Origin of the sequence: Variovorax sp. Root318D1, from assembly GCF_001424835.1 — a bacterium.
GTDB lineage: Bacteria > Pseudomonadota > Gammaproteobacteria > Burkholderiales > Burkholderiaceae_C > Variovorax.
This window is the reverse complement of record NZ_LMCQ01000019.1, coordinates 429,400-444,070: the sequence shown is the minus strand read 5'-3', so window position 1 is coordinate 444,070 and position 14,671 is coordinate 429,400. Positions and strand designations below refer to the sequence as shown.

Genomic DNA, 14,671 nt, shown 5'->3' with positions numbered 1-14,671 from the left:
CTGAACCTACTTTCAGCGGTCGGTCTCACGGAACCAGTAGGTTCTCTTTCGTGTGGCGTGGAGGGGGATGATCGGCTTTTGCGCGCCGAGACCCGATTTACCGTCCGCACCGGAGCCGCCGCCACCGCCGATCAGGAATGGCAACTGCCGATTCGTGCCGTTGACGTTGACCGTGACGATGCCGAACACCGGCGAAGGCGCCAGCCCGCCGCCGTCGAGCAGCTTGGAGGTCGCACTGCCCGTCAGGAAGTTGATGCCATAGCTGCGCGCGGAACCCAGGTTGGCCTGGCAACTTGTGGTGCTCGGGACAATGGGCTGGTTGGTGCCGAAGTAGACGATGCCGCCGACGGTGGTCGGCGCATTCACGCCCTTTTCACCCGAGCCGCTCAGGGTCCTGTAGAACCCACTCAGCGTGCCGTTGTACGGGACAGAATCAGTGACGTGAAACAGCGCAGTGGGCTCGGCGTCCGCGGTGCTGCTGGTGTCATCGCGCACGGGCGTCCAGGTGGATGCATTTCCTCCCACGTTGGTGTCCTTGACCATGTAGAAGCGGTTCACGATGCTGGTGGCCTTCTGGGTCAGCAGCGGGTGCTCCCGGTCGCCGGTGATGTTCAGCAGCACGTCGTAGTTTTTCGTCAGCACCACGTCGGGCGGGAAGAAGAACTTGCGCTTGGTCGTGCCGGTTCCGCCCAACGCGGCAATCTGAGTCGCCTGCCAGGTGCTCAAGTCGCCGCTGCCGGTCGGCTGGAGATCCACGCGCCAGATGTTGCCGCCCGTGTCTGCAGCGTAGAGCCGATCGATGTAGCCGTCGAAGTCTCGGTCCACCAGCGTAACGTCGCCCGGAATCGCGTAGTTCATGCCCGCCAGTGCGCAGGGGTTGCCGGTGCAAGTCGTACCGCTACCGCCAGGGCCGGCCTGCCAGAGCATGGTGCCGGTAACCGCGTCGACGATGAAGATCCCTCGGCCCATGGTGTCGGCCAGTGGCGGCTCGGCGTCTTCATTGGTGTCGTAGCCGGCACCGAAAATCAGCACAGGATTCGTGCGGCCCTTGATCATTGCCACCTTCGGCTGCGACCAGGTCTGCCCGAGTTCTCCAAAGCCGGTATCGGCATTGGTGCGCTTCCACATGAACTTCGGGTTGGCCGGATCGCTCACGTCCAGTGCATAGAGCAACCGGCCGCCACGGCGCGCCGACAGGAAGAGGTAGGCCTTGCCTGTGGTGCTGTTCTGGTAGACGCCCGGCGCGCCATCGAAGAAGTAGGTCTTCGGGGTGCCCGTGGAGGAGTTGCCCAGCTTCAGCGCCGGGCTGTTCTGGTAAAGCCGCTGAAGGCCCGAGTAGAACTCCGAGGGCACGAAGCTCCACAGCTCGCCGCCCGGGGGCACGCTTGCGGTGGCGCCGGTAGCGTCCTTCACGGTAATGGCGCACGTCGTCGACAACGTACAGCTGCCCTTGGGCTTACTGCTGTCGGTGGGATTGTTGGGCTGGTTGCCATTGATGGCGCGGAACATTCCGTCGTTGGCGCCGTAGAACACCACCACGCCGGTCGCGCCGCCATAGTCGATCACCGCGGGCCGTGAGTGCAGCACGTCGCCGTGCACCGAACCGCGAATCGTGATGCTGGAATCTGGCAGGGTGTTGCCCTCAGTCCCTGCGACTGAGTCGCCTGCCGCGAACGTGTCGTCGCCGCGCGCCCAGTTGATCAGGTTGACGGCCGTTACCGAGCTCGACGCCGGGATTCCCAGCGCGGTGGATGTGAGGTTCGTGTTACCGGCCTTGAAAGGCATCGTGCTCAATGCCGCATTGGCGGTACACCCGGTGCCGACGCAGGTGTACACGTTGCGTGCCGTCGTCGCGCTTGCCGTCGAAGTCGTGGGATAACTGTCTTTCAGGTACTTGAGACGGATCTGCTGCCCGACCCCGCCCTTCTCGACGACCTGTCCGTCCGCCCAGTCGTAGCCGTCCGCGGCGCCTTGCGCCTTGAAGGCATTGAGCCAGAAGCCGCCCTTGGAGTCAGGCAGCGAAGCGATGTCCTTGGAGGTCCAAAAGCTGACCGCCGAGGGCGAGATGAACCCGGTCCCCGACGCGCTCAACGCCCGGTTCGCATTGGTGCCGGCCGAATAGGTGCCCCAGGAGGCATCGGCCAGAAACAGCTGGGGCGCGGTCGGGTCGGTGATGTCCACGCCGAACTGGTACTGCTTGAGATTGCCCATCCAGCGCGGGTTGTCGGAGCCGTCCGGGCGGAACATGCCCATGTAGATCTGGTTGACGTAGGTGCCCTGCGTGTTGGCACTCACCGGCAATACAGGCGCTGCGAACACGCTGTTGACGGCCTGCACTTCCGTGAACACCCGTTTGATGGCATCGGCCAGTGCGCTGACGTCGCCAAGCTTCACTATGAAATACGCGCCCCCCCCCTGGTTGGCCATGCTGACCATGAGCTGCTCGTAATCCGGGTTGCTGCCATCGCTCAGGATGATGGTGTAGGTGGTGATGGCCGGATAAGGCGTCGTGAGGTTGGGTGAAGTCCCCGTGTACATGAAGTTCGCCCACTCGTCGGAGTAGTCGCTCTTGTACTTGGCAGCCGCTGTGGCGTTCGGAGAGATCGGCGACTTCCAGCTCGGCAGCGCCACCTGGGTGGGAAGCGAGGTCAGGGCTCCGGCTGTCTGCAAGGCAGATCCGCCCACGTTGCCGCTGTCCTGTGGTTTCTGGTTGTTGGTGGCGAGCGTGATGTAGAGAAGGAAATTCCTGGCACAGGCTTGCTGGTTCGTCAGCCCCGGGTAGGTGGTGCCAGACAGACCGGTCTTGCCCTGGTAAAAGGCCCAAGCTTCCTGCATGGCCTGAGCAGTCTGGTTGTTGTTCGACTTATCGCTGGCAAGGCTCAAAGCCGCGACCCTCGAGAGCATCTGGTTGACACCCTTGCCGTCGGTACCGTTACCGTCCATCAGCAGCAGGGAGCTCGGCGCCGGCGATGCAGCGGGCAGGACGAAAGTGCCGCCGTTGGCCCCGCCCGTTGGGAAGTACATCAGGCCCAGACTGATGTTGCCGTTCAGGGCGGCATCGGTGGCGACTGACTTGATGGCGCTGTACAACCCGCACTGCTCGAAGCCCAGATTCTTCGAGGGATCGTTCACTGTCAGTTCAGAACAGGTGAAGCTCGAACTCGCACTCGCCGCAGCCGAGTTGTCGAGCATTAGCAGCAGGTTGGGGGCGCCGCCGCTGACCGTGCCCTGATAGATGTCGATGTCGTCGGCCCTTGCGCCGGCGCTTGCCAGCGCAAGCAAAGCCAAGGCACTCAACTGCCAGAAATTCGATTTCTTCGTCATGTCCGACTCCCGTTTGATCAGCATGCCGCACCCACTGCGACGCGCACTGCAATGCCTTGGTGAGTCGGGGCGTTCGGAGCGCCACCGGCGGGCGGGGTAGCGCTGGCACTGACGTCCCAGTTGGAGTTGGAGCACAGCGAATTGCCACCAGCGCTGCTGCCGGCGATGCCCGTGTTCTGCGAGGCGCCGCTCACGTAGCAGGGCTGGTCGCTGGTCAGGGTGGCATCCAGTTCGCTGAGCTTGATGGGCTTGATGCCGGTACATACCGGCGCAGCCACGGCAGCGGTGTATGCGGAACCGGTCTGGCCGCTGTTGTTGATGTCCACCGTGGTGGTGCTGGCCACCGGCATCGATGTGAAGTCCGTGCTGATCGTCGCTTCGATCGCTTGCATTGCAGCCGCATTGGCCTCGCTCTCGGTCTGCATGTTGCCGACCACCTTCGTGTTGACGTTGGTGACCTTGACGGCTGAAACCACCATGAGCGTCAGCACCACCAGGAAGATCATGGAGACCAGCAAGGTTGCACCTGTTTGGACCCTTGCGCGGGCGAAGGCATTTTTGGAACGGTTCATGGTGTTTCTCTCTGGCCCGAGCTGTTGTACAGGCGGGCAACCGTGCTGTAGACGTGCCGCTTGATGCGGTCGTTGAACGGGCCGGCCGTCGGCGTTGCCAGGCCGAGGTTGTAGGTCCGGGAGTCGGTCCAGCCGCTGCTGGACTCGGTGTTGCGCGCCAGCACGTGTATGCGGATTGCCATGACGTTGGCCCAATTGGTCGCGGCCACTGTCCAGTCGTAGGCCGGCGTCGTTTGCGGGCACACGGCCACGGCGACTTCCGCCGTGGGAGGGCTGCCCGGGTTGCTGGTGTAGCAGTCGGGTGAGCCGTTGGCATCCATGTCGACGCCGTAGTCGAGCTGCAGGTTTTCGATGCCTTCCACCAGCGGTGTGATGGTCATCGCTCCATTGACGTATTCGGCCATCTTGAGCGTGGGTGTGGTGTCGGTGCCGCACACGTTGCAGGTGCTCACGAAGTACACGTGCTGCACGATCTTGCGCACCGGCGCGAGCTTGGTCGAAAGGCAGTCCTTCTGCATCAGGTTGAAACTCGATGTCGAGGAGCCGGCCGCCGCCACGAAGGGCAGCAAGTCGGTCGAGCAGGCGGAGATCTGCAGGTAGCGCTCGCCGCTGACCGCCGAGGCCACCGTCACGGCACTCGTGCCGACGCGCGTGACGACCAGGATGGCGGTGCCGGACATCACGTGGTCGAGGCAACTCGGCTCGCTGCCCAGCGCGTAGACCGGCAACGGAACGTTGGAGGTGCCCGGGCTCGTCGTCGCCGAATAGCCCAAGTCGGCAATGCTCGACGGGCAGGCCACGGGCGTCACGGTCGCGAAAGCCGTGCTCGAGCTTGCGCCCACAAAGCCGGCGAGTTGTATGTCGTCGGTGAGCACCTGCAATGCGTAGCGCCCGTTGTCGATCTGGCGCGAAGACTTGTCGAGCTCGGACCGGGAGCTGACGGTTGACACCAGCAGGCTGCTCAGGCCGATCAGAAGGAACAGACCAAGGGTGATGGCCACCATCAACTCGATCAGCGTAAAGCCCCGGCCGCACCGTCTTCGATGGAACATAGTTGGCTTTTTCACGAGAGTGCCCCGATCCGGACCTTGGTGGTGACGACCCGGTGCAGTTTTTCGTCGCTGTAGGCGCCGCTTCCGCAGGGGAATGCAGTGGTGCCATCTGCCAGGGTCGGAGCGGCCGTCTTGACGAGGCCTTGCCACGACACGGCGATCATGTAAACGTTGTTTGCGGCGTCGTCGAGCGTCACGCAGCCGATAGCGCCGATCATGGCGCCGACGTTGGTGCTCGCCTGGCCGGGCTTGGTGGCCGGCTGGATCTCGGCCTGCCCCTTGAGCATGCTGTCCCAGGCCGCCAGATCGGCCACGGCTCGCGCCTGCTGCTGCGCATTTCCCGCAGCGCAGCTCGCCGCCCCGGTGTTCCCGGTGCCAGTGCCCAATTTCACGCCGGTCGCTCCATTGGAGTAGCACGTCGCAACCTTCCGGTTGGCGTTGAGGCGGTCCGACATGTCCTGCACGAGCTGAAGGGCCTGGACCCGCTGATAGGACTCCATTTCGGCCGTGCTCGAACGACTGCTCACCCCCACGAGGCCAAGCAGCCCGAACAGCAGGATGACGAGCGAGACCAGCACTTCGACCAGAGCGATCCCTTGCTGTTGTGCGGCCCCCGAAGGCAGGTGACCATAAGTACGGAGTGACATCAACAGGCTCCCGTGCTGCTGCTCGGCACGCCGCTCAGGCCGATGGAGACACAGCGCGAACTCACGCCGCTCACCTCGGACGACGGTGCGATGGTGAATTTAGTGCTCGTTGTCACGGTGCGGCCATCCTTGCCATAGGTGATGGCGCCCAGGTCCTGCGAATCGGTGATCGAGAGGTTCTTGTAGGCTTCCTGGTTGTGGAACGTGAGGGTGCCATCGCTCACTCTCCAACCACCGTCCCAGGCGGTTCCGACCTTCTGCAGGGATACGCTGGTGTTGCGGGTCACAGCCTGGCTGCGGGCAAGCGTGAGGGCAGCCATGAGGTCGAAGGAGACGTTGCGGATGCGCTGGTTGGCAACGAATGCGCTGAAGGAGGGCAACGCGAGGCCGGCCAGGATCGCCATGACCGTGATGGTTGTAACCAGTTCAATCAGCGTGAAGCCCTGCGCGCGGAGCTTCGAACGGCGGCCTACCAGCATCCCGCCACTCCCCTGGAGCCCGACGCGGTTTTCGTGCCCGCCTCATCAATGGTCAGCGTTCCGCAGGCGGTGTCCCGCGCCAACTGGCTGCCGATCGGCGTTGCCGTGACCGTGAAGCCAGGTAGCGTGGTTCCGGTCTTGAGGGGCGTCGTGACCGTGTAGTTGGACGACACGTGGGAGGGAACGCTCGAATTAAGCGTGGCAAGGTCAGCTGCATAGGTCCGCGCGTCCAGCAGGTAGCGCTGCTGCAGGCTGCTGACCTCGAGCATGTAACCCTGGGCCGCCGACCGATTGGAGCGAACTATGTAGCTGGTGTACGAGGGATAGGCAATGGCCGCGAGGATGCCGACGATCGCCACCGTCACCATCAGTTCGATCAGCGAGAAGCCGCGCACCCGCGTTAGCCCCGTCCGGGGGCCGGACAAGCTAACACGCATCGATGTGGGCTTCGATTTTCTTAAGAACTGATACATAAGCTAACCCGTTCGGCCACCCGCTCTCCATTTAAAGCGAAAGCGGGCCCGCAAGTCATTTGAATGTGACTATATGTGAGTAATGTGAAAATGTCACACTAATTCATAGTGGTTGCGTGAGTGCGACGCCGCCATGGAAGACGGGAATACCCTCGGAACGAATCGGAGCCTTCTTGCCTACATTGCTTGTATGCAAGATTTTGGTGATCTTGCATTCAACCCATGGAAGGTCGCCCCATGCCCCGTTTCGCCAAATCCCTCTTCGGCCAAGTCGTCATAGCGCTGGTGCTCGGCGTGCTCGCTGGCCTCTTCATACCGGAGTTCGCCGTCAAACTCAAGCCGCTCGGCGACGGTTTCATCAAGCTGATCAAGATGATCATCCCGGTGCTGGTGTTCTGCGTGGTGGTGCACGGAATCGCCGGCGCGGGCGACCTGAAGCGCGTGGGCCGGGTCGGTGTGAAGGCGTTGATCTACTTCGAGGTGCTGACCACCATTGCACTGGCCATGGGCCTTGTGCTGGCCTTTGTGTTCGAGCCCGGCGTGGGCATGAACGTGGACCCGGGCAAGCTCGACGCCGCCGCCATGAGCGCCTATGCCTCGAACGCCGACAAGCTCACGAGCGGCGGCACGGTCGAGTTCCTGATGAAGCTGATTCCCACCACGGTGGTGAACGCCTTTGCCACCGGCGACGTGCTGCAGGTGCTGCTGTTCGCGGTGCTGTTCGGCTGCGCGCTGTCGCTGCTCGGAGAGCGCGGCAAGCCGGTGGGCGCGGTGGTGGACGCGCTCTCGCTGGTGCTGTTCAAGATCATGGGCATCATCATCAAGCTGGCGCCGCTCGGCGTGCTGGGCGCCATTGCCTTCACCGTAGGCAAATACGGCATCGGCTCTCTCAAGCAGCTCGGCATGCTGGTCGCCCTCTTCTACGGCGCGGTGCTGGTCTTCGTGTTCGTGGTGCTGGGGCTGGTCATGCGCATGTCGGGCTTCAGCCTGTGGAAGCTGCTGCGCTACCTGCGCGAGGAGCTCGCCATCGTGTTCGCCACCACCTCGTCGGACAGCGTGCTGCCGCAGATCATGGCCAAGCTTCGCCGCATGGGCATTCGCGACTCCACAGTCGGCCTGGTGATTCCCACGGGCTATTCGTTCAACCTGGACGCGTTCTCGATCTACATCACGCTGGCGGCCGTGTTCATCGCGCAGGCCACCAACACGCCGATCTCGATGGCCGACCTCTTGACCATCCTGGCCATTGCGCTGGTCACTTCCAAGGGCGCGCACGGCGTGCCGGGCTCGGCGATCGTGGTGCTGGCCGCCACGCTGCATGCGATTCCGGCCATTCCCGCCATCGGGCTGGTGCTGGTGCTCTCGGTCGACTGGTTCATGGGCATTGCCCGCGCGCTGGGCAACCTGATCGGCAACTGTGTGGCCACGGTGGCCATCGCGGCCTGGGAGGGCGACATCGACCGCCAGCGCGCGCATGCCGTGCTCGATGGCTCCTATTCGCCCGACGACGAGCCGCTGGCCGAGTCCGAGCAGCCGGCGGCGCCCCTGGGCGCGGGCGCTGCCAGCCACTGACCCCGATGGCCGCCGACGTCAATCCAACCTCCATTGCCGAACGGGTGGTCGAAGCCATCCTGGCGCAAAAGCTCGCACCCGGCGAGCGCCTCGGCGAGCAGGCGCTGGCCGAAAACTTCGCGGTCAGCCGCACCATGGTGCGCGAAGCGCTCATGCAGCTGCAGGCGCGCGGCTTCGTCGAGGTGCAGTCGCGCCGCGGCTGGTACGTGGTGGAGCCCTCGGCCGACGAAGCGCGCGATGCCTTCTCGGCGCGACGCATCGTCGAAGCCGGCATCCTGGCCGAAAGCGAAGGCCGGCCGCTGCAAAAGGTGATTCGCAAGCTGCGCGACCACATCGCCGACGAGCAGCGCGCCGTCGAGGGCGCCGACGCCGCCACGCGCGCGTTCCTGCTGGCGGACTTTCATGTTTGCCTCGCCGAACAGATGGGCCACCAGCTGCTGGTCGACGTGCTGCGCGACCTCACGGCCCGCACCACGCTGGCCGCCACGCTCTACCAGTCGAGGCACGAGGCCGGGCAGTCTTGCGCGGAGCATGGCGCCATCGTCGCCGCACTGGAAGCCGGTGACACCGCCAGGGCGCGCGCGCTGATGATCGAGCACATCGGCAACGTGGAACGCTCGCTCGAGGTCGGCCCCACGGCCGAGCCCGACGCCCCGGCCCGGCTGCGCGCCACCTTGGCGCCGGTGGCGCTGCCGCGCGCCAGGCGCTGACACCGCCCGGGCTTGTCCCGCGCCGGCCAAAGCGGCCACCAGGACAAGGGCCTGCCGACCGATACCGGAACGCGTTCCGGCTCGGCTACAGTCTGAATCACCTATGAACTCACCCCAACTCCAGCGCGGCGTGTTTCTCGCCCTGCTCGCCGTCGTCACCGTCGCCTTTCTCTGGGTGCTGTTGCCATTCTTCGGCGCGGTGCTGTGGGGCGTTGCACTGGCGATCCTGTTCACGCCGCTCTACAAGCGGCTGCTCAAGCAAATGCCCGGCCGGCACAACATTGCGGCGCTTTCGACGCTGCTGATCTGCCTCTTCATCGTGATTCTTCCGCTGGTGATGGTCGGGGTGTCGCTGGTGCAGGAGATCGTGCAGGTGACGCAGAACATCCGGTCCGGGCAGATCAATTTCGCAGCCTACTTCCAGCAGATCCTCAATGCCTTGCCGCAGTGGCTGGTGAGCATCTTCGACCGCTTCAACCTCGGCAACATGGAGGCCTGGCAAGCCCGCATTTCCACAGGCGCTGCCCAGGGCAGCCAGCTCATCGCGGGGCAGGCGCTCACCATCGGCCAGAACACGTTCGACTTCGTCATCAGCTTCTTCGTGATGCTGTACCTGCTGTATTTCCTGGTGCGCGACGGCTCGACGCTGTCCAAGTTGATGCGCGAAGCCGTGCCGCTGGCCAAGCCGCACACGCACTACCTGCTCAACAAGTTCACCACCGTGATCCGCGCGACGGTGAAGGGCAACGTGGCGGTGGCCATTGCGCAGGGCGCCATCGGCGGCCTGGCCTTCTGGTTGCTGGGCGTGCAGGGTGCGCTGCTGTGGGCCGTGCTGATGGCCTTTCTCTCACTGCTGCCCGCAGTGGGCGCGGCGCTCATCTGGGGGCCGGTGGCCATCTACTACCTGGCCACCGGCCATTTCTGGCAGGGCGGCATCCTGATCTTCATCGGCGTGTTCGTGATCGGACTGGTCGACAACGTCCTGCGCCCAGTGCTGGTGGGCAAGGACACGCAAATGCCCGACTACATCGTGCTGATGTCGACCATCGGGGGCATGGCGATCTTCGGCGTCAACGGCTTCGTGGTCGGCCCGGTGATTGCTGCGCTGTTCATGGCGGCGTGGAGCCTGTTCCTCGAATCGGGCCAGTGGGAGAACCCGCCCAGCGCCGCTGACTCCGATGAAGACAAGAAAAGCAACTGAACAGCGTTCCCCTCTTCTGGCCTGAAATTCCGCGCCATAGCGCCTTCGCGCCAGCATGAAAAAGGTGATGGAGCGCCGTCAGTAGCCCCACCACCCTTCGGCAAACCGTCCCTGCAGGAAGGCCACGAAGCCCGACACCTTACCCGGCACCAGCTTGGGCGAGGGAAAGACGGCGTGGATCTCCTGCTCGGGCAGTGCATGGTCGCCGAGCACTTCGAGCACCTTGCCCGAAGCCAGCGACTCGCTCGCCACGTAGCGTGGCATGAGTGCAATGCCCAGGCCGTCGCGCGCCGCGGCCAGCACTGCGGAAAGGTTGTTCGAGCGAAAGCGCCCCGAGACCGGCACCGTCACCGCATCGCCCTTGGGCGTGTGCATGCGCCAGAACTCGTCGCCCACCACGCTGCTGTAGATGAGGGCCACGTGCGCGCTCAAGTCCTGCGCGCGCTTGGGCGTGCCGTGCTTCTTCAGGTAGCCCGGCGCCGCGACCATGGCCCAGGGGTTGGTGCCCAGATAGCGCGCACCCAGCGATGAATCGGCCAGCTTGCCCATGCGGATGGCCACGTCGATGCCCTGCGCGATGAGGTCGACGTACCGGTCCTCGAAGCTCAGGTCGAGCTGCACCTGTGGATGCCGACGCATGTATTCCAGCGCCAGCGGCACCACCACGCGCCGCCCGAAGGCCACCGACGTGCCGACTCGCAAGAGCCCCTGGGCCTGGTTCTGCCGCAGCTGCACGATGCTCTCGGCCTCCTCGGCCTCGCGCACGATGTTCTTGCACTTCTCGTAGTAGAGCGCGCCGGGTTCGGTGAGGCTCACGCCGCGCGTGTTGCGGTTGAGCAGCCGCACCTTCAGGCGCGCCTCGGTGGCCGCGACCTGTTTGGTCACGGTGGGCTGCGTGGTGTGGAACTCGAGCGCCGCCTTCGAGAAGCTGCCGGTCTCGACCACGCGCACGAACATTTCCATTGCCAGCAATCGGTCCATGGCCGGATGGTAGCCACTTATTCCAAGGTGGAATAGGTTTTATGGTCCGCAGCCGTCTTCTTGGATTGGCCTCTGCTTCCTACAGTGGACCTCACTCAAGGAGACAGTCCCATGGCAAAAATGAAAGCGGTCCAGGCCGCCGTGCTGGTGATGGAAAAAGAAGGCGTGACGCAGGCCTTCGGCGTGCCCGGCGCGGCCATCAACCCAATGTATTCGGCTCTGCGCCAGCGCGGCAGCATCGGCCACATTCTCGCGCGCCACGTCGAAGGCGCCTCGCACATGGCCGAGGGCTACACCCGCGCCGTGGCTGGCAACATCGGCGTGTGCATCGGCACCTCGGGGCCCGCGGGCACCGACATGATCACGGGCCTCTATTCGGCCTGGGCCGATTCGATTCCCATCCTCTGCATCACGGGCCAGGCGCCGCGCGCACGGCTCTACAAGGAAGATTTCCAGGCTGTCGACATCGAGTCGATCTCCAAGCCGGTCACCAAGTGGTCGGTCACGGTGCGGGAACCCGGCCAGGTGCCGCAGGTGTTCCAGCAGGCTTTCCACCTGATGCGCTCGGGCCGCCCGGGCCCGGTGCTGATCGACCTGCCCTTCGACGTGCAAATGGCCGAGATCGAATTCGACATCGACAGCTATGAGCCGCTCACCCCCTACAAGCCGGCCGCCACGAGGGCCCAGATCGAGAAGGCGATCGCCATGCTCAACGCGGCCGAGCGCCCGCTGATCGTGGCCGGCGGCGGCGTCATCAACGCCGATGCGTCCGACCTGCTCGTGCGCTTTGCCGAAGCCACCGGCGTACCGGTGATTCCCACGCTGATGGGCTGGGGCGCCATTCCCGATGACCATCCGCTGATGGCCGGCATGTGCGGCCTGCAGACCAGCCACCGCTATGGCAATGCGACCATGCTGGCGAGCGACTTCGTGCTGGGCATCGGCAACCGCTGGGCCAACCGGCACACGGGCTCAGTCGACGTCTACACCAAGGGCCGCACCTTCGTGCACGTGGACATCGAGCCCACGCAGATCGGCCGCGTGTTCACGCCCGACTTCGGCATCGTCTCGGACGCCAAGGCCGCTCTCGAGCAGTTCGTGGCCGTGGCCGAGGAGATGAAGGCGGCCGGCAAGCTCACCGACCGCCGCAGCTGGGCCAAGTCGTGCATCGAGCGCAAGAAGACCATGCTGCGAAAGACCAACTTCGACAGCGTGCCGATGAAGCCGCAGCGCGTGTATCAGTGCATGAACAACAACTTCAGCAACGACACCTGCTACGTGAGCACCATCGGGCTCTCGCAGATCGCGGCCGCGCAGTTCCTGCACGTGTACAACCCGCGCCACTGGATCAACTGCGGCCAGGCCGGCCCGCTGGGCTGGACCATTCCCGCCGCGCTGGGCGTACGCGCCGCCGACCCGACGCGCAAGATCGTCGCGCTCTCGGGCGACTACGACTTCCAGTTCATGATCGAGGAGCTGGCCGTGGGCGCGCAGTTCAAGCTGCCGTACATCCACATCGTGGTCAACAACTCCTACCTCGGCCTGATTCGCCAGGCGCAGCGCGGCTTCGAGATGGACTACTGCGTGCAGCTCGCGTTCGACAACATCAATGCGGGCCCTGACGCCGGCATCGAGAGCAGCTACGGCGTCGATCACCTGAAGGTCGTCGAAGGCCTGGGTTGCAAGGCGATCCGGGTGAACAAGCAGGAAGAGATTGCGCCGGCCATCCAGCGCGCCGAAGCGCTGATGGCCGAGTTCAGCGTGCCGGTCGTCATCGAAGTGATGCTCGAGCGCGTGACCAACATCGCAATGGGCACCGAGATCGACAACATCACCGAGTTCGAGCCCCTGGCAGAACACCCGGCCGATGCACCGACCGCCGTCGCGGCCGAGATGCTGGACTGAGCAGGGAGACACGCACCATGCCCAAGTTCGCAGCCAACCTCACGATGCTCTTCACCGAGCTGCCGTTCATGCAACGCTTCGAGGCCGCCGCCAAGGCCGGTTTCGAGGCGGTGGAATACCTGTTCCCCTACCCCTTCGAGAAGAAGGAACTCTCCGCGGCCCTGCGCGCCAACGGCCTGCAGCAAGTGCTGCACAACCTGCCGGCTGGTGACTGGGACAAGGGCGAGCGCGGCATCGCCTGCCATCCGGACCGCACCGGCGAGTTCCGCGAAGGCATCGCGATGGCCATCGACTACGCCACAGGCTTGGGCTGCCCGCAGCTCAACTGCCTGGTCGGCAAGGTGCCGGCGGGCGTGAGCACCGAGGCCGCGCATAAGACCGTGGTCGAGAACCTGCGCCTTGCCGCCGGCGAACTCGAAGCGGCCGGCCTGCGACTTTTGATCGAGCCCATCAACACCTTCGACATTCCGGGCTTCTTCTTGACGCGCACCGACCAGGCACTGGCCCTGATCGACGAAGTGGGCTCTTCCAACTTGCGGGTGCAGTACGACATCTATCACGCGCAGCGCATGGAAGGCGAGCTCGGCAACACGCTCGCGAAGAACCTCGCGCGCATCGGCCACATCCAGCTGGCCGACAACCCCGGGCGCGGCGAGCCGGGCACGGGCGAAATCAACTACCCATGGCTCTTCAGGCACATCGATGCGATCGGCTACGACGGCTGGATCGGCTGCGAATACAAGCCGCGCACGGACACCGTCGACGGGCTCGGATGGCGCCAGGCCCTGACCCAGCAGAAGTGAACGAAGAAGACAACAGCATCCAAGGAAACTGAAGACATGTCGCAATCTCAAAAAATCGGATTCATCGGCCTCGGCATCATGGGCGCACCCATGGCGGGCCACCTGCTCGACGCGGGGCATCAGCTTTTCGTGAACACCCAGGGCAACACGCCCGAGCCCTTCATCTCGAAGGCCACCATCTGCGCCTCGGCGGCCGAGGTGGCGCGCCAGGCCGATGTGATCTTCATCATGGTGCCCGACACGCCCGATGTGGAGAAAGTGCTGTTCGGCGAGCCCGGCACGCTGGGTGTGGCCGAAGGTCTGAAAGGCTCGCGCGGCAAGATCGTGGTCGACTGCAGTTCCATCGATCCGATTGCCACCAAGGGTTTTGCCAAGCGCATCATCGCGCTCGGCTGCGGCTACATCGACGCGCCGGTTTCCGGCGGCGAAGTGGGCGCCAAGGCCGCGAGCCTCACCATCATGTGCGGCGGCGACGAAGGCACCTTCGGCCAGGTGCGACCGCTGCTCGAGAAGATGGGCAAGAACGTCACGCTGGTGGGCAACGTGGGCGACGGCCAGGTCTGCAAGGTGGCCAACCAGATCATCGTGGCGCTGAACATCGCGGCCGTGGGCGAGGCGCTGCTGTTCGCGTCCAAGGCGGGCGCCGATCCCGCCAAGGTGCGCCAGGCGCTGATGGGCGGCTTTGCGAGCTCACGCATCCTCGAAGTGCACGGCGAACGCATGATCAAGCGCACTTTCGCGCCGGGCTTCCGCATCTCGCTGCACCAGAAGGACCTGAACCTGGCGCTGCAGAGCGCCCGGGCGCTGGGTGTGGCCCTGCCGCAGACGGCAGGCGCGGCGCAGTTGATGAACGCGTGCGCCGCATTGGGCCATGGCCAGCAGGACCACTCGGCGCTGGTGCGCGCGCTCGAAGCGCTCGCCCAGCACACCGTCACGCCAGATTGAGCCTGCG

General features: G+C 64.6%; 13 protein-coding genes. 6 read left to right on the top strand and 7 right to left on the bottom strand.

The window, feature by feature from the left end:
* Positions 1 to 12 precede the first annotated feature (12 nt).
* The 6 genes from ASC78_RS16460 to ASC78_RS16435 are packed head-to-tail and all read right to left on the bottom strand — an operon-like array spanning position 13 to position 6,499.
* On the bottom strand, positions 13 to 3,324 hold the full coding sequence (locus ASC78_RS16460) for a pilus assembly protein (RefSeq protein WP_082517566.1): 3,312 nt from the start codon (positions 3,322 to 3,324) through the stop codon (positions 13 to 15).
* Between the two features lie 17 nt (positions 3,325 to 3,341).
* Positions 3,342 to 3,896, bottom strand: coding sequence for a pilus assembly PilX family protein (locus ASC78_RS16455; protein WP_082517558.1), 555 nt, complete (start codon positions 3,894 to 3,896; stop codon positions 3,342 to 3,344).
* Positions 3,893 to 4,963 carry a PilW family protein gene (locus tag ASC78_RS16450; RefSeq protein ID WP_235505109.1) on the bottom strand — a complete coding sequence of 357 codons (1,071 nt, stop codon included), beginning with the start codon at positions 4,961 to 4,963 and terminating at the stop codon, positions 3,893 to 3,895. The genes ASC78_RS16455 and ASC78_RS16450 overlap by 4 nt, the downstream gene beginning before the upstream one ends.
* Positions 4,960 to 5,595, bottom strand: a complete 636-nt coding sequence (gene pilV / locus ASC78_RS16445; protein WP_055803153.1) for a type IV pilus modification protein PilV — start codon at positions 5,593 to 5,595, stop codon at positions 4,960 to 4,962. Before pilV ends, ASC78_RS16450 begins: the two co-directional genes overlap by 4 nt.
* Complete coding sequence (locus ASC78_RS16440) at positions 5,595 to 6,074, bottom strand: GspH/FimT family pseudopilin (RefSeq protein WP_055803152.1); 480 nt, start codon at positions 6,072 to 6,074, stop codon at positions 5,595 to 5,597. Before ASC78_RS16440 ends, pilV begins: the two co-directional genes overlap by 1 nt.
* Entirely contained in the window at positions 6,065 to 6,499 is a 435-nt protein-coding gene (locus ASC78_RS16435) for a type IV pilin protein (RefSeq protein ID WP_268810391.1), read from the bottom strand. Before ASC78_RS16435 ends, ASC78_RS16440 begins: the two co-directional genes overlap by 10 nt.
* A 285-nt stretch (positions 6,500 to 6,784) precedes the next feature.
* Here ASC78_RS16435 and ASC78_RS16430 point away from each other — a divergent pair, with 285 nt between their 5' ends.
* From ASC78_RS16430 to ASC78_RS16420, 3 genes are all read left to right on the top strand, one after another.
* Complete coding sequence (locus ASC78_RS16430) at positions 6,785 to 8,119, top strand: C4-dicarboxylate transporter DctA (RefSeq protein ID WP_055803462.1); 1,335 nt, start codon at positions 6,785 to 6,787, stop codon at positions 8,117 to 8,119.
* Positions 8,120 to 8,124: 5 nt separating this feature from the next.
* Positions 8,125 to 8,829, top strand: a complete 705-nt coding sequence (locus ASC78_RS16425; RefSeq protein WP_055803151.1) for a GntR family transcriptional regulator — start codon at positions 8,125 to 8,127, stop codon at positions 8,827 to 8,829.
* Between the two features lie 103 nt (positions 8,830 to 8,932).
* Positions 8,933 to 10,030 (top strand): AI-2E family transporter, encoded by a 1,098-nt coding sequence (locus ASC78_RS16420; RefSeq protein WP_055803150.1) that lies wholly within the window; start codon positions 8,933 to 8,935, stop codon positions 10,028 to 10,030.
* 78 nt (positions 10,031 to 10,108) lie between these two features.
* Here ASC78_RS16420 and ASC78_RS16415 read toward each other — a convergent pair whose 3' ends face one another.
* Positions 10,109 to 11,011 carry a LysR family transcriptional regulator gene (locus ASC78_RS16415; protein ID WP_055803148.1) on the bottom strand — a complete coding sequence of 301 codons (903 nt, stop codon included), beginning with the start codon at positions 11,009 to 11,011 and terminating at the stop codon, positions 10,109 to 10,111.
* 111 nt (positions 11,012 to 11,122) lie between these two features.
* On the opposite strand from ASC78_RS16415, the gene gcl reads away from it, so the two are divergent.
* Genes gcl through ASC78_RS16400 form a run of 3 tightly spaced genes read left to right on the top strand, consistent with a single transcriptional unit; the run spans position 11,123 to position 14,664 of the window.
* Entirely contained in the window at positions 11,123 to 12,916 is a 1,794-nt protein-coding gene (gene gcl, locus ASC78_RS16410) for a glyoxylate carboligase (RefSeq protein WP_055803146.1), read from the top strand.
* A gap of 17 nt (positions 12,917 to 12,933) precedes the next feature.
* Positions 12,934 to 13,719 (top strand): hydroxypyruvate isomerase, encoded by a 786-nt coding sequence (gene hyi / locus ASC78_RS16405; RefSeq protein WP_055803144.1) that lies wholly within the window; start codon positions 12,934 to 12,936, stop codon positions 13,717 to 13,719.
* Positions 13,720 to 13,755: 36 nt separating this feature from the next.
* Complete coding sequence (locus tag ASC78_RS16400; RefSeq protein WP_055803142.1) at positions 13,756 to 14,664, top strand: 2-hydroxy-3-oxopropionate reductase; 909 nt, start codon at positions 13,756 to 13,758, stop codon at positions 14,662 to 14,664.
* Positions 14,665 to 14,671: the final 7 nt, after the last annotated feature.

Excerpts from the sequence above, each read along its gene's own strand:
- ASC78_RS16460 (WP_082517566.1), bottom strand. The coding sequence starts at position 3,324 with ATGACGAAGAAATCGAATTTCTGGCAGTTGAGTGCCTTGGCTTTGCTT.
- ASC78_RS16455 (WP_082517558.1), bottom strand. The coding sequence starts at position 3,896 with ATGAACCGTTCCAAAAATGCCTTCGCCCGCGCAAGGGTCCAAACAGGT.
- pilV (WP_055803153.1), bottom strand. The coding sequence starts at position 5,595 with ATGTCACTCCGTACTTATGGTCACCTGCCTTCGGGGGCCGCACAACAG.
- ASC78_RS16440 (WP_055803152.1), bottom strand. The coding sequence starts at position 6,074 with ATGCTGGTAGGCCGCCGTTCGAAGCTCCGCGCGCAGGGCTTCACGCTG.
- ASC78_RS16430 (WP_055803462.1), top strand. The coding sequence starts at position 6,785 with ATGCCCCGTTTCGCCAAATCCCTCTTCGGCCAAGTCGTCATAGCGCTG.
- ASC78_RS16425 (WP_055803151.1), top strand. The coding sequence starts at position 8,125 with ATGGCCGCCGACGTCAATCCAACCTCCATTGCCGAACGGGTGGTCGAA.
- ASC78_RS16420 (WP_055803150.1), top strand. The coding sequence starts at position 8,933 with ATGAACTCACCCCAACTCCAGCGCGGCGTGTTTCTCGCCCTGCTCGCC.
- ASC78_RS16415 (WP_055803148.1), bottom strand. The coding sequence starts at position 11,011 with ATGGACCGATTGCTGGCAATGGAAATGTTCGTGCGCGTGGTCGAGACC.
- gcl (WP_055803146.1), top strand. The coding sequence starts at position 11,123 with ATGGCAAAAATGAAAGCGGTCCAGGCCGCCGTGCTGGTGATGGAAAAA.
- hyi (WP_055803144.1), top strand. The coding sequence starts at position 12,934 with ATGCCCAAGTTCGCAGCCAACCTCACGATGCTCTTCACCGAGCTGCCG.
- ASC78_RS16400 (WP_055803142.1), top strand. The coding sequence starts at position 13,756 with ATGTCGCAATCTCAAAAAATCGGATTCATCGGCCTCGGCATCATGGGC.